The sequence below is a fragment of the Kitasatospora sp. NBC_00070 genome (assembly GCF_045041205.1).
Classification (GTDB): Bacteria; Actinomycetota; Actinomycetes; order Streptomycetales; family Streptomycetaceae; genus Kitasatospora.
The window spans coordinates 1,964,535-1,982,566 of record NZ_CP108247.1 but is presented as its reverse complement, the minus strand read 5'-3'; the positions used below and the strand labels follow the sequence as shown (position 1 = coordinate 1,982,566).

The 18,032-nt window shown below is 71.3% G+C and carries 18 protein-coding genes and 1 pseudogene; 12 read left to right on the top strand and 7 right to left on the bottom strand.

Annotation, left to right across the window (positions count from 1 at the left end; genetic code table 11):
- Positions 1–466: 466 nt before the first annotated feature.
- The 3 genes and pseudogenes from OHV05_RS09190 to OHV05_RS09180 all read right to left on the bottom strand — a co-directional run bounded on the left by OHV05_RS09190 (position 467) and on the right by OHV05_RS09180 (position 2,487).
- Positions 467–1,212: pseudogene (locus tag OHV05_RS09190) on the bottom strand (helix-turn-helix domain-containing protein).
- Positions 1,209–1,691, bottom strand: a complete 483-nt coding sequence (locus tag OHV05_RS09185) for a DUF6879 family protein (protein WP_405017228.1) — start codon at positions 1,689–1,691, stop codon at positions 1,209–1,211. Before OHV05_RS09185 ends, OHV05_RS09190 begins: the two are co-directional and overlap by 4 nt.
- A gap of 133 nt (positions 1,692–1,824) precedes the next feature.
- Positions 1,825–2,487, bottom strand: coding sequence for an HAD family hydrolase (locus tag OHV05_RS09180; RefSeq protein WP_405017227.1), 663 nt, complete (start codon positions 2,485–2,487; stop codon positions 1,825–1,827).
- 80 nt (positions 2,488–2,567) lie between these two features.
- Here OHV05_RS09180 and OHV05_RS09175 point away from each other — a divergent pair, with 80 nt between their 5' ends.
- On the top strand, positions 2,568–2,735 hold the full coding sequence (locus tag OHV05_RS09175) for a hypothetical protein (RefSeq protein WP_405017226.1): 168 nt from the start codon (positions 2,568–2,570) through the stop codon (positions 2,733–2,735).
- A gap of 138 nt (positions 2,736–2,873) precedes the next feature.
- Complete coding sequence (locus OHV05_RS09170) at positions 2,874–3,173, top strand: hypothetical protein (protein WP_405017225.1); 300 nt, start codon at positions 2,874–2,876, stop codon at positions 3,171–3,173.
- A 176-nt stretch (positions 3,174–3,349) separates the two neighbouring features.
- Here the strand turns inward: OHV05_RS09170 and OHV05_RS09165 are convergent, their stop codons facing one another.
- Positions 3,350–4,000 carry a ScbR family autoregulator-binding transcription factor gene (locus OHV05_RS09165; RefSeq protein WP_405017224.1) on the bottom strand — a complete coding sequence of 217 codons (651 nt, stop codon included), beginning with the start codon at positions 3,998–4,000 and terminating at the stop codon, positions 3,350–3,352.
- A gap of 289 nt (positions 4,001–4,289) precedes the next feature.
- On the opposite strand from OHV05_RS09165, the gene OHV05_RS09160 reads away from it, so the two are divergent.
- Together OHV05_RS09160 and OHV05_RS09155 are read left to right on the top strand one after the other, a co-directional pair.
- Positions 4,290–5,231, top strand: coding sequence for a ScbA/BarX family gamma-butyrolactone biosynthesis protein (locus OHV05_RS09160; RefSeq protein WP_405017223.1), 942 nt, complete (start codon positions 4,290–4,292; stop codon positions 5,229–5,231).
- 533 nt (positions 5,232–5,764) lie between these two features.
- Entirely contained in the window at positions 5,765–6,421 is a 657-nt protein-coding gene (locus OHV05_RS09155; RefSeq protein WP_405017222.1) for a TetR family transcriptional regulator, read from the top strand.
- A 138-nt stretch (positions 6,422–6,559) separates the two neighbouring features.
- On the opposite strand, the gene OHV05_RS09150 is transcribed toward OHV05_RS09155, so the two are convergent.
- On the bottom strand, positions 6,560–8,158 hold the full coding sequence (locus OHV05_RS09150; RefSeq protein WP_405017221.1) for an FAD-dependent monooxygenase: 1,599 nt from the start codon (positions 8,156–8,158) through the stop codon (positions 6,560–6,562).
- Positions 8,159–8,338: 180 nt separating this feature from the next.
- On the opposite strand from OHV05_RS09150, the gene OHV05_RS09145 reads away from it, so the two are divergent.
- The 7 genes from OHV05_RS09145 to OHV05_RS09115 all read left to right on the top strand — a co-directional run bounded on the left by OHV05_RS09145 (position 8,339) and on the right by OHV05_RS09115 (position 15,029).
- Positions 8,339–9,910, top strand: coding sequence for an MFS transporter (locus OHV05_RS09145; RefSeq protein WP_405017220.1), 1,572 nt, complete (start codon positions 8,339–8,341; stop codon positions 9,908–9,910).
- Positions 9,911–10,026: 116 nt separating this feature from the next.
- Positions 10,027–11,094: an aldo/keto reductase gene (locus OHV05_RS09140; protein ID WP_405017219.1), complete on the top strand. Its 1,068-nt coding sequence runs from the start codon at positions 10,027–10,029 to the stop codon at positions 11,092–11,094.
- A gap of 211 nt (positions 11,095–11,305) precedes the next feature.
- A complete protein-coding gene (locus tag OHV05_RS09135) occupies positions 11,306–12,424 on the top strand; it encodes a ScbA/BarX family gamma-butyrolactone biosynthesis protein (protein ID WP_405017218.1) in 1,119 nt (372 codons plus the stop codon).
- The gene (locus tag OHV05_RS09130) at positions 12,421–13,116 is read left to right on the top strand and encodes an HAD family hydrolase (RefSeq protein ID WP_405017217.1); all 696 of its coding nucleotides are present in this window, start codon (positions 12,421–12,423) and stop codon (positions 13,114–13,116) included. The genes OHV05_RS09135 and OHV05_RS09130 overlap by 4 nt, the downstream gene beginning before the upstream one ends.
- Positions 13,117–13,176: 60 nt before the next feature.
- A complete protein-coding gene (locus OHV05_RS09125; RefSeq protein ID WP_405017216.1) occupies positions 13,177–14,220 on the top strand; it encodes a 3-oxoacyl-ACP synthase III family protein in 1,044 nt (347 codons plus the stop codon).
- Positions 14,221–14,330: 110 nt separating this feature from the next.
- On the top strand, positions 14,331–14,546 hold the full coding sequence (locus OHV05_RS09120) for a hypothetical protein (protein WP_405017215.1): 216 nt from the start codon (positions 14,331–14,333) through the stop codon (positions 14,544–14,546).
- Positions 14,547–14,618: 72 nt separating this feature from the next.
- Complete coding sequence (locus OHV05_RS09115) at positions 14,619–15,029, top strand: Atu4866 domain-containing protein (protein WP_405017214.1); 411 nt, start codon at positions 14,619–14,621, stop codon at positions 15,027–15,029.
- Positions 15,030–15,254: 225 nt separating this feature from the next.
- On the opposite strand, the gene OHV05_RS09110 is transcribed toward OHV05_RS09115, so the two are convergent.
- The gene (locus OHV05_RS09110) at positions 15,255–16,517 is read right to left on the bottom strand and encodes an MFS transporter (protein ID WP_405017213.1); all 1,263 of its coding nucleotides are present in this window, start codon (positions 16,515–16,517) and stop codon (positions 15,255–15,257) included.
- 179 nt (positions 16,518–16,696) lie between these two features.
- On the opposite strand from OHV05_RS09110, the gene OHV05_RS09105 reads away from it, so the two are divergent.
- Positions 16,697–17,011 carry a putative quinol monooxygenase gene (locus OHV05_RS09105; RefSeq protein ID WP_403033141.1) on the top strand — a complete coding sequence of 105 codons (315 nt, stop codon included), beginning with the start codon at positions 16,697–16,699 and terminating at the stop codon, positions 17,009–17,011.
- A 101-nt stretch (positions 17,012–17,112) separates the two neighbouring features.
- Here the strand turns inward: OHV05_RS09105 and OHV05_RS09100 are convergent, their stop codons facing one another.
- Complete coding sequence (locus tag OHV05_RS09100) at positions 17,113–17,991, bottom strand: ScbA/BarX family gamma-butyrolactone biosynthesis protein (RefSeq protein ID WP_405017212.1); 879 nt, start codon at positions 17,989–17,991, stop codon at positions 17,113–17,115.
- Positions 17,992–18,032: the final 41 nt, after the last annotated feature.

Sequence of the window (18,032 nt, the reverse complement as noted above, 5' to 3'; positions counted from 1 at the left end):
TCCGGGCCTGCGGCCGTACCGACGCTTCTGGCCGCGATCCGTGCCGGGGCGCTTATGACCTTCTCCTCCTGAACTTCTGTTGGGCGGCCCAGGCGTTGACCCGGTCCTCGGAGGTGAACAGTTCCGGTTCGACGGCCCTGGCACCGGTCCCGCGGCGGCGGACCCGGTCGTGCTGCCGCAGTACCGGCAGGAGCGGCCGGCGAGTTGATCATTCATCAGGGTCTCGGCGGCAGGAAGTCCGGAAGCAGGCCGCAGGTGCTCGGCGCTCCCGATGGATGCCATGAGCGCCACGGTAGGCGGCTGGTTCTCCTCTGACCGGCGGTGTTTCTCGAAGTTTCTCGCTGCGCGGTCGGCGGTTCTCGGTGCTTCTCAGAAAGCGCCGAGCGCGCGGCGGCCGACTGTGATCAGCCGGTGCGCGTCGTTGCCGTAGACCGCGACCTGTTCGTACATTTCCCAGGCCCGGGTGTTATAGGGCCACGTCGCCCGCGCTGTCGAGCCACAAGGCGGCGTTGGCGGTCTCCACGGTGACGTACGCCTGATCGTGGATCCAGAAGCCGTGTCGGGCGGTCAGGGGCAGTTGGGCAGCGAACGGGATGATGCCGAGTTCGACGGTGTCCAGGCCGATCAGTCCGGTGAGGCGGTCGAGCTGGGCGGCGAGTACGTCTCGGGGCAGACCAGTGCGCGCAGGGCGCCCTCCCACAGGACGATCCGGAACCTGCGGCCGGGCTCGTACAACAGCTCTTGACGGCGCATCCGTTCCCGCACCGCATCCTCGGTGTCTCGGGGCGACTGATGCAGCAAGGCGCCGGAGGAGAGGACGTGCCGGGCGTAGTCGGGGGTCTGGAGGGCACCAGGGATGGCGGTCGGCTCGTACACCCTCACGGTTTCGGCCTTGCGTTCCTCCTCGCCGGCCTCACGTTGCGCACGCCGGTGGCCGCCTGCGAGGCGTCTCTTCCAGGACTGGTACTGCGTCTCCAGACCTCGGAGGCCGGACTGCAGTGACGCAGCCAAGCCTGCGTTGCCGGTGGCCTCGGCCCACGCTCGTAGGTCGTTCTCCGTGGCGGTCTGGCGCCCGTTCTCCAATTTCGAGATCTTCGAGTGCGGCCAGCCGAGTTGGGCCGCAAGCTGCCGGCCCGTGAGGCGGGAGTCGGTGCGCAGCTGGTGCAACCGGGCGCCGAGGGCCTCACGGGCCCGCTGGAAGTCGGTACTCACACGCCGGACGCCACCCGGGTGAACTCCAGTGTGGGGACGGCATGGTGCCAAGCGGCGTCCCGGGCCTGGCACGCCGCGAGTACGGCTGCCGGGTCGGAGACCAGTTCCACGCCCAGGGTGTTGTCGTCGGTGTCGAAGTGGAACTTCGCCAGGGTGCGGGAGCCGAACAGCCAGTAGTCGAAGTCGGGCAGGCCGAGTCGGTCGGCTTCTTCGCAGCGCAGGTTGCGGATGTCCTCCCCGGCCTCGACGTTCCCGAGGCCGCTGGCGAGGAGGAACTGCTGACCCGGGGTCAGTGGGCTGTCGACCAGGCGGACCCGTTCGAATCGCTTACCGAGAGCAGTCTGACGGCGCACGTTGGCATGCCACGGGTTGCCGGCCTCGAACGGCAGTTCCTCGCCCCACAGGAATCGCTCGTACCGCTCCGTGCCGACGTCGACCGCGTAGCCCCGGCGGGACGGCCTGAGCTGCTTGGCCTGCACGGCCAGTTCGCGGTGACCTGCTACGCCACCGGCACGGACCGGGTCCGGGACGTCCGGCGGGTGTTGGCGCCGTGGCAGGACGAGGCCGAGGTGCGGCGAGTGGACGACCGGCTCTACTCGTGGGGTGCGACGCTCAACGCGATGCAGCGTTGAACTTGGCGATCAGCTCCGGAAGTTCGGCGAGCGAGTCGATGCGGAACGTCGACCGGTCGGCGGCCGGGTCGTGCTGTTGGATCCAGCCCCAGGGGCCGCGCCGGATCAGTGCGGTGCGCATCCCGGCTTCGACGGCGGGGAGCACGTCGTTGTCGAGGCGGTCGCCGACGTAGAGGATCTCGTCCAGGGCGGCCGGAGTGACCTCGGCGACGCGCTCGAAGAACAGCGGGTCCGGCTTCGAGGCACCCCAGTCGTCCGAGGTGCCGATCAGGTCGACGTCGCCGGTGAACAGCTCGCGCAGCAGCCCGCCCGCGCGCACAGTCTGGTTGCCCGCGATGGCCGGCCACAGCCCGGCCGCGCGAAGCTCGGCGAACGCCGGGCGGACATCCGGGTACACGTCGTCCTCGCCGAGCCACTCCGGCCGCCCGGCCGCTGTGCGGGCTTCACGCTGCTCGTAGAGGTCGAAGCCTGGCCGGAACACCTGGAAGGTCTCGCGGTAGTCCTTGCCCTGGGCGATGGTGGCGCCGAACTGGGCGACGAACGTGTGCCGAGGGACGCCGAGCCAGTCGGCCCAGGTGCCGTACTCCTGGGTCTCGTCCACCAGGCACTCGCCGACGTCGAAGACCACTGCGCGAATCGTCACGGCCGCAGCCTGGTAGGGGAGTGGGAGGATCTTCCGCGGCCTGTGTCGACCGGCCAGGCCAGTACAACGCAGGGGGAATCATGCGAATTCGTACCGTCGTAGCCGTCGCGGCGGCCGCCGCCATCGTCGCGGTCACCGCTCCGACCGCCGTCGCCGCAGGCAAGGCCACGTCCGTGAGCAGCATCGCCGGGCTGACTCCGTACAACAACGTCGTCCAGAAGGCGTGGGTCAAGCACGGGGAGCACTAGCTACGCCCGGGCCGGCGGTGCCTGACCTGCACTCAGGCACCGCCGGTTCGTCCCCGAGCGAGGTCGGGTTCCGCAGCGGGCCGGGCAGGCGCGGAAATGGCCAGGCGCCGCAGTGGGTGGGCGGGCTAGCCTGGCGCGATGGACACGACGGAGCTGGTGGTCGACGTACGGGGGCACCGCCTGGAATCCCTGGCGGACTTCCGGGACGCGGTGGCGGTGGCCGTTCCCGGGGCTCTGCCGACGTGGCAGGGGCGGAGCCTGGACGCGCTGTGGGACACGATCGAGAACCGGGGCATCTCGGAACTGATCGACAGTCACGACGTGCTGGTGGTCCGGGCCGATCGCCGTGGTCTGTTCTCGCCCGGCCATCCGGTGGGCGGCGGCCTGGTGGAGCTGCTGGAGGAGGCCACGCGCGCCCGCCTCGAACTGTCCGACTGACGGGGTCGGCGGGCTGCCCAGGGGTACACACGTTGGTGCCGCCCGAGGACGTGATCGAGTCGGAACGCCGGGGCACGGACGGCGGCCGCTCTCTCCTCCTGCGTGCCTCGACGTCCCGAAGCGTGGAGAACGGCCGCCTTCGCCCTGCTGGTGCCGTGCGCGGCACCAGCACGGCACTAGGAAGCCGGCCTGTCGGGTTCGCTCGAGATCGCGTACCAGAGCAGGGACCGCTGCTCCTGCCAGCGCTGGGCCAGGTCCGCCCGGTCGTGCAGCAGGTCGGAGATGTGCTGGGTGCCGTAGAAGGAGGCCACCATGGCGTGCGCGATCTGCTCGGGCGAGACGCCCGCCCGGAGCTCACCGGCCTGCTCCGCCTCGGTGAGCAGCTGCGTCATCAGCGAGATCCAGCCGACGTACGGCGCGGGCAGGTCGAAGGGGACGGACGAACGCTCGGCCTGCAGCCGCGCGACCGCGCGGGTCACCGGGTCGGTGATGAAGGCTTCGGCCACCCGGTCGGTGACCTTGAACGCGGCTTCGAGCGCGGTCGTGGTCTCGGTCCGCACCTGTTTCACCATCTCGGGCCAACGGTCGTACTGCGCCTCCACCACGGCGATGACCAGGGCGTCCTTGGTCGGAAAGTGATGATAGACCGCGCCCTTGGTCATCCCGGTGCGCTCGGCGACCTCCTTGATGGAGGCCGTGCGATACCCCTTCTCCGCGAAGAGCTCGGCCGCCTTCAGCAGGACCAGGTCGCGCGTGCGTGCGGACCTGTCCTGTCGCGGTTCGGGGCCGCGGGCCAGGGCGGGCCACTGGAAAGCCGGAGTCGACACAACTACCTCTCGATCGGGCGGCCGGTCGCAGGTGCCCCGGGAGGGCCTGCGGCACAGCCGCCAGCAGAACTGCTCGTCAGTCTAATCAACCCTTGCAATATACCTTCTCAACGGTATATTTTGAGTCTGTGGGCGGCTCGCAACTCGTCATGTCGCCACCGGCGCTTCGGGGGAAGTATTCATGCATGCCTCAACGCAAACCGACGGTGCAGTCCGGGCGCACTCCGAACTCACTGGTGATGCAACACACTTAATCGATCTTTCGTACGACCGGGGGGTTCCCCGGGGCATGGTCCACAAGGCGGCCATGGCCGAGGTCTTCATCACGGACGCCCACCGGCTGGGCGACCACCGGTTCACCGTAGCGGCCCAGTGGCCGCGTGCCCATGTTTTCTACCGTCCCGGTGCGGACGGGAAGTGTGATCCGGTGCTCTGGCTGGAGACGATCCGCCAGGCCGGCGTCTATGTCGCGCACCGCTTCTACGACGTACCCATCAGCCATCAGTTCGTCCTGGCGGGCGCCGAGTTCACCATCGAGGACCCGCAGGCGCCGCAGTACGGGTCCACGCCGCACACGGTGAGCCTCGACATCACCTTCGAGCCGCCCGCGCAGGACAAGCGGCACCTGGTCATCGAGTTGGCGGCCGTGGTCCGGATCGACGGCCGCCGGTGCGGCCGGGTCACCATGCGGGGTCAGGCGATCGACGCCCGGCGCTACGCCGTCCTGCGGCGCCGCAACGCGCCGTCGCGCGAGAGCCTCACCCCGTTCGAGCAGCCGTCGCCGGTCCCGCTGCCGCCTGCGGCGGTCGGCCGGCAGCACGAGTGGGACGTCGTCCTGGCGGCCTGGCCCGACCGGGCCGAATCCTGGCAGCTCTCGCTCGATCCGTACCACCCGGTGTTCTTCGACCACGCCACCGACCACCTGCCCGGCATGGCCCTGGTCGAGGCGTTCCGGCAAGCCGTGTCCCTCTCCGGCTGCCGGCGGTCGGCGCCCGACTGCGCTCCGCGGGTCTGGGCCCTGACCTCGGGGGCCGTCACCTTCGACGCGTTCGGCGAGTTGGACGCCCCGGTCCTGGTCGAGAGCCGACCGGTGGCCGAACGCACCCTGGGCGACCACCACTTCTCGGTCCAGGCCGATGCCACCCAGGGCGATCGCCTGCTGGCCTCGGCGACCCTGACCGGCAGGCCGCTGCTGGTGGCCGGCGGCCGAGCGCTCGGCAACGCCGCCTGACGCTGGCGGGCACAGCATCGGCGCGGGGGGCCGCGCCGATGGATGGAAGACGTACCGGCGTGGACGTGACGGGGCGCCGAAGAGCCACGCATTCCCGGTGGGCTGACGGGAGTTGTGGGTACGGGCGGCTGAAGTGCAGGATCCGGCCGACCAGTTCGGTGTACTGACGTAACGGGTGCGGACGGGTGGCCGCACCGAACTCAATCTGGCCTGCCTCGAACTGTCCCGCTGTGCGTCGAGCGAAGCGCCCAAGTAGCACTGCTACTTGGGCGCTTCGCTGTGTGTCGGGCGACTCGGCCGGGGGCCGCGAGGCGAGCGTCCATGGCGCTCCGCGGGTCGTCGCCCGGCCGGATGCGAGCGGCCTCCGCCCGTCACCCGCCGGGTTGCGGGCCGCTGACGTGCGCTGATGTCGTCCTGCGCACTGTTCGTCACGCACGGCGCTGCTGTTCGCAGAACATTCCTTCTCACAGGAATCTTTTACTGTTAGAGTGTTGACCGGTTCCGGACGAACCACGGCGGCAAGGAGGCGGCAGGTGAAGCAGGAACGTTCGAAGCGCACTTTCGAGCGCATTTTGGAAGCCGCCGCCGAGCAGTTCGCCGCACACGGGTACGCGCACACGACGATCGCGGACGTGGCGGCGCGCATCGGCATGACGAAGGGCGCCCTGTACGGGCACTTCGCCTCCAAGGACGACCTGGGCGCGGCGATGAACCGGCACGGCGCGGAGGCGTGGCAGGCGATCCGGGACGGCTCCGGCGCCGATCCGGTGGGTGCGGTGCTCGACCCGGTGGGTGCGGTCACCCTGAGGCTCGGGCGGCGGCTCGCCACCGACATCCGGCTGCGCGCCGCGTACCGCCTCGCGGCGGACGCCCTGCTCTCCGACGAGCAGGCCGCCGCGGCTGCCGGCGAGCGGCTGCCGCCGGACTGCAACCTGCTGCTCGAGATCCAGGAGCACCTGAACGAGCTCGTGCGGTTGGCCCAGCGATCCGGTGACATCACCCAGTCGTACTCGGCGGCCGACATCACCGAGATGCTGCTCGCCTTCGTCGCTGCCGTACGGTCGGCGACGCTCAAGTCCTCCGGCATCGACCCGGTCGCCTGGATGGAGACCGTCTGGCAGATGACCTGGGGAGCGCTCGCCAGGGAGACCGGAGGGGCCGTCAGGGCCCCCGACGGCGCGGTGCGCTGACGCGACCCCGGTGGGTGTGCTCCGATGGCAGCCCCTTCCCGGCCGGTTCCCCGGCCGCCGGGAAGGGGCTGCCGCGTTCCGCGCCGCCGTGCCGTCGGTCTCCTCCCCGGGACGGTGGCCCGGGGAGGAGACCCGCCCCTACTCGGCCGGCTGCCCCAGCCACGCGGTCAGTTCGGCCCGGAGGCTGGGCAGGTCCGAGGTGTGGCCGTGGGCCGCGACGTGGCCGTCCGGGCGGACCAGGTAATAGCCCTGCCGGCGGCAGCCGGTGTGCCGGGCGGCGTCCGTGCCGAGCTCCACCACCCGCAACTGCGGCCTGACGGAGACGAGTTCACGGACCTCGGTCCGCCAGCCGGGGGCGTCGCCCTGGCACACCGCGACCAGGGTCCAGCTCGACGGGTCGGCGGCCGGTCCCGCTATCGCGTGCGGCAGGGCGAGTTCACGCGGGAAGACCGCGCCGATCCGCGGTGTGTCCCGCACCCCGCCCAGGAGCTGGCAGCGGGAGCGCTCGCCCGGCACCTGGGTGGGACGCACCGGCGGGTAGGCCAGCCTGCGCCCGGCCATCACCGGTGCGTAGAACCGGGTGAACAGGCCGGTGCGGTCCGCCAGTTTGAACGCGGTGTCGCGCAGCCGCACCTTGGCCGGGGTGCGCACCAGCCAGGCGCGGGTCTGGATGTCGGTGTCCCGGACCACTCGCTCGGCGACCGCGGCCCGCTCGGCGCCGTAGTCGAGCAGCAGCTCGGACGGTGCCTGGCCGTTCACCACCGCGGCGATCTTCCAGGCGAGGTTGTGGGCGTCCTGGAGACCGGTGTTGAGACCCTGGCCGCCGGCCGGGCTGTGCACGTGTGCGGCGTCCCCGGCGATGAACACCCGGCCGAGCTGGAAGTAGTCGGCGTGCCGGGCGTGCACCCGGAAGACGCTCTCCCAGATCGGCGTGCCGATCCGCACGCCCTTGGGGCCGCGCTCGTCCACGATCTCCTGCATCCGGGCGACGCTGACCTCCTCGCCGGGGGCCAGGCTGGAGAAGAACCGGAAGACGCCGTTCGGCAGCGCGACGATCACCAGGGCGCCGGCCGGCGACTGGTAGTACAACGCCCGGTCCGGCGGCAGGAATCCCTCGATCTCCGCGTCCACCAAGGCGAACGCCGTCTCGTAGGTGGAGCCGGCGAAACCGGTGCCCAGCTGGGCGCGGACCGCGCTGCCCGCGCCGTCGGCGCCGATCACGAAGGACGCCCGGGTGCGCTCGACCGTGCCGTCGGAGTGTTCGAGCACGGCCGTCACGCCGTCGGTCGCGTCGATCCGGCCGGAGTAGTCCAGGGCGTCGAAGGTGAGCAGCCGTACCTCGCGCTCGATCTTGCCGCCGAGTTCGTGCAGCCGCTCGCGCAGGACGCGCTCGGTCTCGTTCTGCGGCAGGCAGAGCGGGGCGAGCGACTGCGGGAAGCCGAAGGTGGAGAGGTGCTCACGGTCGGAGTAGTAGCTGAACGCGTTGATCTGCAGGCCGGCTTCGCGCAGCTGCGGCAGCACGCCGAGGTCCTCGAAGAGGTCGAGGCTGCGGGGCCAGACGAGCAGTGCCTTGGGGAACGGTGAGGGCTCGGACGCGCGGTCGACGATGCGCACCCGGATGCCCCTTCGGAGCAGTTCGCAGGCGGCGAGCAGGCCGGTCGGGCCGGCGCCCACGATCAGCACGTCGTACGCCTCCGAGGCCCGTCCGGAGCTCTCGTGGTGCTCTGCCTTCGTCATGTCTCTTCCTCTTCCTCACGGTCACGGCGACCTGGTGACGCCCTGCCCAACTCGCCCTGTCCGTCGGCGACCTGGTGCTACGGCATCTTGCCAATCTCTCATTGACGATACCTATAAGATGCCTTAGGGTCCATCGATAGATGAGGGTTTCGGGACGAGCAGAGAGTGAAGAGGATGAGCATGGAGACCAAGCCCCGCGCCCAAGCGGCCGGGCGCACGACGACGGGGCGGAAGGAGCCGAGCGGCGCACCGGTCCTGATCGCGGTCGCACTCGCCAGCGTTCTGCTGCCGCTCGCGGTCACCGCCCCCGCGGTCGCACTGCCCGACCTCGTGGTCGACCTCAACGCCAGCGTCTCCGCCGGACAGTGGGTGCAGAACGCGTACGGCGTCACGTTCGCCGCCTGCATGCTCGCGGCCGGGGCGCTCGCCGACCAGTTCGGCCGCCGCCGGATCCTGGCCGTCGGTGCCGTCGTCTTCATGGCGATGTCCGCCGTGGCCGCACTCTCGACGAACATCGTCGTGCTCGACCTCGCCCGGGCCCTGCAGGGCATCGGTGCGGCCGGCGTCCTGACCAGCGGTGCGGCGATCCTGGCCGCTTCGTTCGAGGGCCGCAAGCGCACCCAGGCCTTCGGGGTGCTCGGCGCCTCCTTCGGCGCCGGTCTGGCGCTCGGTCCGATCCTCGGCGGCGCCCTGGTCGGCCTGGCCGGCTGGCGCGCGGTGTTCTGGCTGAACGTCGTGGTCGGCGTCATCGCGCTGAGCCTGATGTCGAAGATCAGGGAGTCGCGCGACCCCAACGCCACCACGGTCGACTGGGGCGGGCTGGTCACCTTCAGCGGCGGACTGTTCTTCCTCGCCCTCGCCTTCGTCAAGGGTGGTGAGACCGGCTGGCTGAGCGGCCAGACGCTGGCCTCGCTCGGCGGGTTCGTGCTCTTCATGGCGGCGTTCGTGGCCGTCGAACTGCGCGCCGCCCGGCCGATGTTCGACCTCTCGCTGTTCCGCAACCCCACCTTCGTCGTGGTGGTCTGCCAGCCGTTCACCATCACCTTCGGCTTCGTGGTGCTGCTCAACTTCCTGCCGCCGTACTTCAACGGCCTCGGCGGCGCGAGCGACACCGCCTCCGGCACCCTGCTGCTCCCGCTCACCCTGCCCGTCTTCGTCCTGCCGCTGCTGGTCGGCCGCTTGGTGGCCGGCCGGGTCTCCTCGCGACTGCTGCTGACCATGAGTTCGCTGCTGATCGCCGTCGGCTCGCTGTGGCTGGTCGTCCTGGAGCCGGGTCAGCCCTGGTACGTGGTGGCCGGACCGCTGCTCGTCTTCGGGCTCGGCGTGGGCTCCGCGTTCGGCGCGATGGACAACGCGGCGGTCGGTGTCGTACCGGTGGAGCGCGCGGGCATGGCCTCCGGCATCTTCAACACCATGCGGATCGCCGGAGAGTCCGTGGCGATCGCCTCGGCGGGCGGCTTCCTGGCCTCCCTCACCCGCACCAACCTGGCCGAGCGTGCCCCCGAACTCGGCGACCGGGCCGGAGTGTTGGCCGGCGCCGCGACCCAGGGCAGCCTCGACACCGCACTGGCGGACCTCGCGCCCGCCGAGCGGGCCGGCGTGTTCGACGCGGTGTCGGCCAGCCTCACCTCCAGCCTGCACGTCGCCTTCCTGGGCCTGACCGTGCTCGCCCTGGTCGGCGCCGTCGTCACCTTCCTGGTCGTCAAGGACCGGGAGCTGGACAGCGCCGACGGCTCGTCGTCCGACGACTGAGCCCCCACAGACCGGAGGGCCCACGACTCCCCCGACGTGGGCCCTCCCTCAAGACCCCAGGGGCGCCAAGCCCCTGTGCGCCCCGATCGACATCGTCCATCAGAGAGCAGGAGAACATGCGTTACCGCTACCTCGGCGACACCGGCCTGTCCGTCTCCGAACTGTGCTTCGGCGCCATGACCTTCGGTGGCGGCGCCTCCTTCCTGGGCGCCGATGACCGCAACTGGTCCGAGTTCGGCACGGTCGAGGACACCAACGTGCTGAAGATGATGGAGCAGGCGCTCGACGCCGGCATCAACTTCTTCGACACCGCCGACGTCTACAAGAACGGCATGGGCGAGGAGTTCTTCGGCCGGACCCTGAAGAAGGCCCGTGACCGCGTCATCATCGGCACCAAGGGCCGCTGGCGGATCACTGACGACCCGAACGACATCGGTGCCACCCGCCACCACCTCTACGAGGCCGTGGAGAACAGCCTGCGCCGCCTCGACACCGACTACATCGACGTCTACCACCTGCACGGCTGGGACCCCCGCACCTCGATCGACGAGACGCTGCGCGTCCTCGACGACCTGATCCGCTCGGGGAAGATCCGCTACATCGGCGTCTCCAACTACGCGGGTTGGCAGCTGATGAAGGCCCTGTCGGTCTCGGAGCGGCGCAACCTCGCCAAGTTCTGCGTCTACCAGGGCTACTACAACATCGCCGCGCGCGACCTGGAGCGCGAGATCATCCCGCTGGCGGTCGACCAGAAGGTCGGCATCACCGCCTGGTCGCCGCTGGCCGGCGGCTTCCTGACCGGCAAGTACCGGCGCGGCGAGGGCCGTCCCGAGGGCAGCCGGCTGGCCGAGCGCACCCCCGCCGAGTCGGCGCCGCTGACCGACGAGAACCAGGCCTACGACATCGTCGACGAGATGTCGTCGATCGCCGAGGCGCGCGGCGCCACCGTCGCCCAGGTGGCCCTCAACTGGGTGCTCGCCAAGCCGGGGATCACCTCCGCGGTGGTCGGCGCGACCAAGCCGCACCAGCTGGCCGACAACCTGGCCGCCATGGAGTGGGAGCTGACCGCCGACGAGCTGCAGCGGCTCGACAAGGTCAGCGAGACCACCGCCCCGTACCCGTACTGGCACATCGGCACCGTCGGCGCCGACCGCAAGCTGCCGGGGGACGTCTACCCCGCGTGACGCACCGCGTGACCCACTGACCGGGCGAACCGGACGCGAGGTGGCAGGCCGCCCCCAGGGCCCCACCCGTCGTCCCGGCCGCCCGTGGAGGGCCGCTCCCCACGGGCGGCCCTCCACTCGTCACCGCCCCGTGCGGCCGCACCCGGCCGCACACGTCCACCGGAACCACTGGAACGAACCGGTATCACCGAACAGAAGGTGAACGTCACCCATGACCACAGCAACAGCCGCACCGGAGCTGCACACCGACATACCCTCGGCCGCGGCCCGGATCCCCGCCCTGGACTACACCCGCACCGTCGACCGGCTGCTGGTGCACCGTGACGCCCTGGGCGAGGTCTTCCTCACCGATCTCCAGCAGATCGACGAGGGGCGCTACCTGGCCGGGGCCCAACTCCCGCGCTCGCACGCCTACTACGGCGACCACCTGCTCCGGCCGGAGTCGTACGACCCGCTGCTCGTGCTGGAGGCGTGCCGCCAGGCCGGGCTGGCCGGCGCGCACCGTCTCTACGACGTGTCCGCGCACAGCAAGTTCATCCTCACCCACCTGAGCCTGGACATCGTGCGTCCGGAGCGGTTGGGCATCGGGCCGGCGTCCGCGCAGCTCGCGATGGACGTCACCATCGCCTCCCGCAAGGAGCGCGAGGGCCGGGTCACCGGGCTCGACTACCTGTTCACGCTCGCCGTGGACGGCACCGTGGTCGGCACCGCCACCCTCGGCCTGCGGTTCAAGACGCCCAACGGCTACCTGACGCTGCGTCTGAACAACCGCAACGGCATGGCGCTGCCCACCTCGGCGACGTACCCGCGGTCCACGCCGGGCACTCCCATCCCGCCGCACCTGGTGGGCCGCGCCAACGTGGAGAACGTGCTGCTGGTGGAGCCCGCCGTCACCCACGCCGGCTCCTCCGCGCTGCTGCGGGTGCCGGCCAGGCACGCGAGTCTCTTCGACCACCCGCAGGACCACCTGCCGGGCATGGTGATCGCCGAAGGCGCCCGTCAGCTGGCGCTGTTCGCCACGCTCGAGCTGCACGGGATGTCGACCGCGAAGACCGCCGTCACCGGGATCGACATCCGTTTCACCCGCTTCGGCGAGCTGGAGGACGAGACCGTGCTCACCGCCGAGACCGGGGTGCGGACGGCTCCGGGCGAGGCGCCCGCCGAGCACTACACGCTCGGCGGTGTGCTCGAACTCCCGGACGACGACGGCACGGAGCGGGTCCCGGTCCGGGTCGAGGCCCGGCAGAAGGGCGAGGTGCTCTGCGTCGCCACCTTCCGGCTGGCCCGGTCCCGGCCCGCCGACGACCGGGGAAACCGGAGCCGGGCATGAGCGTCGAGGCCGTCGCGTTCTCGGACGTCGACGAGACGTTGATCAGCGTCAAGAGCATGTTCCGGTTCCTCGGGTTCCGGCTGCGCGAGCGCGGCGAACCGGACGGCACGTACGAGCGGCTGACCGGGGAACTGCGCGAGGCGGCCCGGAGCGGTGTCCCGCGCACGGAGATCAACCGCCGGTACTACCAGCTGTTCAAGGGGGAGGAGGCCGCCGCCCTGGCCGCCTCCGGTCGGCGCTGGCTGGCCCATGAGCAGGAGCAGCAGGAGCAGGGCGGCGGCTCGCTGTTCATCCCCCAGGTCGAACGGGCGCTGGCCGGGCACCGGGCGGCGGGCGAACCCGTCGTGCTGGTCTCCGGCTCCTTCTTCGCCTGTCTCGACCCGGTGGCCGAACGGGTCGGCGCCGCCCGGGCGTTCGGCACCCGTCCGCTGATCCGCCGAGGGCGGCTCACCGGTGAGGTGCTGTTCCCGCTGATCGGCCCGGCCAAGGGCCGGATCGCCCACGCCACCGCCGCGCTGCTCGGCGTCGATCTCGCCGGCTGCACGGCGTACGGCGACCACATCAGCGATCTCGGCCTGCTGGAGGCGGTGGGCCGTCCGGTGGCCGTCGGTGAGGACGCCGAGCTCGGTGCCCACGCCGAGGGCGCCGGCTGGCCCCGGCTGCGGACGGGACTGGTCGCGGCCGGGATCTAGGAGCCGCGACAGGTAACGGGCGGGGCCGCAGTCGGCAGCCCCCGCAGAACTGGAGGCACTATGAACCCCATTGGAATCCTGGGCACCGGATCCTTCCTTCCCGAGCAGGTGGTCACCAACGAGGAGATCGCCAAGAGCACGGGGGTGACCAGCGAGTGGATCGTGCGCAAGACCGGTATCCGGGAACGGCGCAGAGCGGACGACCGGCACGCCACCTCGGACCTGGCGGCCCGCGCGGCCACCCGCGCCCTGGAGCAGTCCGGCATCCGCGCCGAGGACGTGGCGTACATCGTCGTCGCGACCTCGACCCCGGACCACCCGCAGCCGGCCACGGCCAGCATCGTGCAGCACCTCATCGGGGCGAAGAACGCCGCGGCGTTCGACGTCAACGCGGTCTGCAGCGGATTCGTGTACGCGATGACCGTCGCGGAGCGGATGCTCAAGGGCTCGACCGACGGCAAGTACGCCGTGGTCATCGGTGCGGACATCTACTCCCGCATCCTGGACTACTCCGACCGCAAGACCGCGATCCTCTTCGGCGACGGTGCCGGAGCCGTGGTGCTCGGCCGGGTCCCGGACCACCGGGGAGTCCTGGAGACGTCGCTGCTCACCCGTGGCGACCAGTACCGGCTGATCAGCGTGCCCGCCGGCGGCAGCCGGATGCCGGCGAGCGCGCGCACGGTCGCCGAGGGCCGGCACTTCTTCACCATGGACGGGCGTGGCGTACGCGGGTTCGTCCAGGAGCACCTGCCCGTCGCGCTGGCCGACCTGCTGGCCAAGGCCAACGTGCACCCCGACGAGGTGGCGCACTTCGTGCCGCACCAGGCCAACGGCGTGATGCTCGCCGATGTCTGGCCGGAACTCGGCCTGCGCCGGGCGCAGTTGCACCTGGCACTCGCCCGGTACGCCAACACCGGCTCGGCCTCGGTGCCGGTCACGCTCGACGTGGTCCACCGGAGCGGCGAGCTGGCCGACGGCGACATGGTGCTGCTCGCCGGCTTCGGGGGCGGCATGACCGTGGGCGCCACCCTGCTGCGCTGGGCGCCGACGCGCTACGCGCAGCCGGACCGGCTGGAGCAGGAGCTGGCGATCCGGCTCAGCTGACCTGCCACGCCTCACCACAACGGCCCCGGGAGACCGGGGCCGTTGCGGTACCCGGGCCCCTTCGCGGCCCGCCGCCGGACGTTCATTCGCACCCCACAGGAGACGAACTGATGAACATGACCCTCGAGGTGACCGCCCTCGGCCCCGAGCTCCAGGCCAGCGTGGTCCGGTATTCGAGCGCCCAGGGCCGGGCCCGGCTGCGCCAGAACGCGGAGGCCGCCCTGCACGCCCTGATCTTCGGCGGGGACCGCTTCCACGAGCCGGTCAACTGGCCCGAAGGCCAGGGAAGTTCACCGGACCCGATCGCCCCGGCCGAGTCGGCCTGACCGTCCCGACCGAACCGGGGCCCGGAAGCCGGCGCCCCGACCCACCCAAGACATCCAAGGAGTACGTACGTCGTGAAGTCCTTCCTGCGCCTGGTGACCGTCACCGCCCTGACCGCCGCCTCGTTGGCCGCCACCCTCACCGCCTGCGGCGCGGACGGCCCGGAGAACGCCGGAGCCGGCGTCGCGGCCGTCGTCTCGTCCACACCGCCCGCTCCCACCCCCGCCGCGTCCGGCTCCGCGCCAGGGGCCGCCGGAGGCCACCTCGGCGTATGGGCGAACGACAGCGGCAGCCTGCGCCTCGAACTGCGTGCGGACGGCACCTTCACCGAGGACTACAACGGCAAGAAGGCCGCCTACGAAGGCCGTTACACCGTCGAGGGCGGTGTCCTCGGCCTGCGGGCCGGCTCCGGGGCGAGCGCCGACGGCACGGTGTCGGCGGACGCCATCCGGATCAGCGGGGAGAGTCTGAAGCGCCAGGGGTGAACCGCGGCCGTGCACCGACACGGGTGGGCCGGGACCGGAGTTTCCGGTCCCGGCCCACTTGCGTGCGGGGGTAGACGGACGACCGGGCTCGTGGCGCTCGAAGTTCCCTTCTGTGCAGGGGAGTTGAGGTCGTCGTTCGGTCGCGAAGGCAGCGCCGAGCCCCCTCCCGCCGCCGCATCACGATCGCGGGGGAGAGAGGGGGCTCGGCGCTGCCGTCGCCACGGGTCAGTCGGCGACGCGGGCCGCCTCGCGGACCGGGGTCTTCGCCGCCGGGGCCGCGTCCGTACGGGGCCGCACGAAGCGGTCACGGCTGGACAGCAGACCGAGGATCAGCTCGGGCACCGTGAAGGCCGCGAGGAGGATCAGCGGGACGGTCCAGCTCCCGGTGGCGCCACTGATGATGCCGAGCGCGAACGGGCCGGCCAGGGCGCCGACCAGGTAGCCGACGGTCTGGACCATGCCGGACAGCTGGGCCGCCACCTGCGGGTCGGGCGAGCGCAGACCGATGAAGGTCAGCGCGAGGGCGTGACCGGCGCCGAGCGAGATGCCGAGCACGACCACCCAGAGTGCTGCGATGCCGGGCGCGGCGAGCAGGCCGATCAGGCTGGCCGCACTCGCCGTGGCGACCATGGCCACCACGGCCCGCATCCCGAGGAACCGGCCCGCCAGCACCGGGGCGAACAGTGCGCCGGGAACACTGACCGCCATCGTCAGCGACAGCAGGGCGCCCGAACTGGCCTCGCTGTAGCCGAAGTCCGACAGCACCATCGGCAGCCAGCCCAGCGCGGTGAAGAACACCAGGGCCCGGAGCGCGAGGTAGCCGGTCACCTGCCAAGACAGTGCGTCGCCGCGCAGCGAACCGCGCGCGACCGCACCGCCGGCCGCCGGGGCGGCGGGCTTGGCCGACCGGCGGGCGAGCACGAACCACGGCACGAGCGCGATCACCGCAGGCACCGCCCAGACGGCGAGCGCGCTGTTCCAGTCGCCGCCGACGGCGTTCCGCAGCGGGACCGCGACACCGGCCGAGAGTGCCGCACCACCACTGAGGATGGCCGTGCCGATGCCCGTGAAGAGCCTGATCTTGGTCGGGAACGAGGTCTTGATGACGGCCGGCATCAGGACGTTGCCGATGGCCAGGCCCGCCCCGGCCAGGGTGGTGCCGATGAACAGTGCGGCGGTTGACGGGACCAGCCGGATCAGCACACCGGCCACCAGAACCACCAGGCCGAGCACCAGTGCCGATGCGAGACCGAGGCGCCGTGCGAGACCGGGCGCGGCCGCGGCGAACACGCCGAGGCAGAGCACCGGAAGGGTGGTGAGCACGCTGGCTGCCGCGTCCGACAGCCCCAGCGCGTCCTGGATGTCGCCGAGCAGCGGGGAGACGCTGCCGAGCGCGGGACGCATGTTGACGGCGAGCAGGCAGAGCCCGATCACCGTCCACACCACGCTGGAGCTCGCCGGCCGGACTTCTGCCCGTGGGTTGGACATCATTCCTCCGTTTCGTGACAGAACGCAGAGTGCGTACTGTCATACGTATTGCGACGACCATAAGGACTCTTGTGGTCGTAAGTCAATTGGAAGATGGGTCATCGTGGTCTTGCATACCTAAGATCTCGTATGTCAGTCTGAAATGGCACCGCACCGCAGGATCCCAACCAAGGAGCCCCGTGTACCACATCGCCGTTTCCTTCGACATCCCGGCCGACAAGCGTCAGGAGTTCATCGACGCCGCCCTCGAGGACGGTCGGCTCTCCGACCGCGACGAGCCGGGCACGCAGCGCTTCGAGCTCATCACCGACGCGGAGAACCCGAACCGCTTCTACCTGAACGAGGCTTACGACGACGAGGCCGCGTTCGACGTCCACTGCCAGGGCGAGCACTTCGCGAAGTTCTTCTCCATCATCGAGAAGTTCGCCGAGGGCCCGACCTGGCTGATCAAGGGCACCCGGGTCGAGGACCCGGCGCTCGTGGCCAGCAAGTAACACCCCGGCGAGCAGCGCCGGACGGTACGGAACGCAGGGCCCCGGTCGCGCGCAGCGGCCGGGGCTCGCTGGTGCCGTGCCCGGTTCGGCTGCTCCGCGCGTCATCCCCGGCGCACCCGGACCGTCGCGTCGGCCACCGTCCGGCCGTGCTGCTCGGCCCGCACCCGCAGCACCCGGTCGCCGCCGGGAGCGCCGGCCTGCGGTGTCACCGACAGGCGTACGGGGGCGTCGAGTTCCGCGTAGTGCGGGAAGCGAGCGCTCAGCGACAGCGGGAGCAGTGGAGTGCCGCCGCCCTCCGCGCAGTGACAGACCTGGCGCACGGCTTCGAGCAGCAGCTGGCTCGGCGCGTAGTCGCGGACGCCGTCCGTGTCGCGCCCGTCGAACAGCACCGGGTGGTCGCGGTCGACCCGCAGTTCCCACACCTCCGGGTCCTCGGTCGCGGCCAGCACCACGTCGGAACCGCGGCTGCGCCCGGTGCGCGGGGCCGCCACCGGGGCCGGTGCAAGGGCCGCTGCAGGGCGCCGGGGGAGCGCGGGCCGGGGGTGCGGGGCGGGCGCCAGCCAGTCGAACCGGGCCGTGCCGCCGCCGATCCCGACGTCGTCGAGGTACGCCTCGACCCGCAGCCGCATCCCGAGCGCGTCGTCCCTGCCACGCTCGACCTCGCCCACGACGACATGGAGCAGCAGCTCGGTCGGGGCCGACCCGAACGGCAGCCGGGCCACGTCGATGTCGTACGAGAGCTCACGCAGCCGGGGCAGGTGGTCCAGCGGCACCTGGTACTCGGCGTGCGCCAGCAGCAGCCCGGCCTGACGGATCGTCTCGGCCGCGAGCAGCGGGTCGTGGGCGCCCGCCACCGGCTCGTAGAAGGCGTGCGCCCGGGGCCACTGGGCGCCGACCAGGAAGGAGTCCTGGCCGGTCGCCCGCCAGCCGGTGAGCAGGACCTCCCCGAGGCCCGAGCGGTGGACCAACGTCCTTGACACGGTGGACTGGTGAGCTAGCAGGGCCTGCGCCATGAATCCCC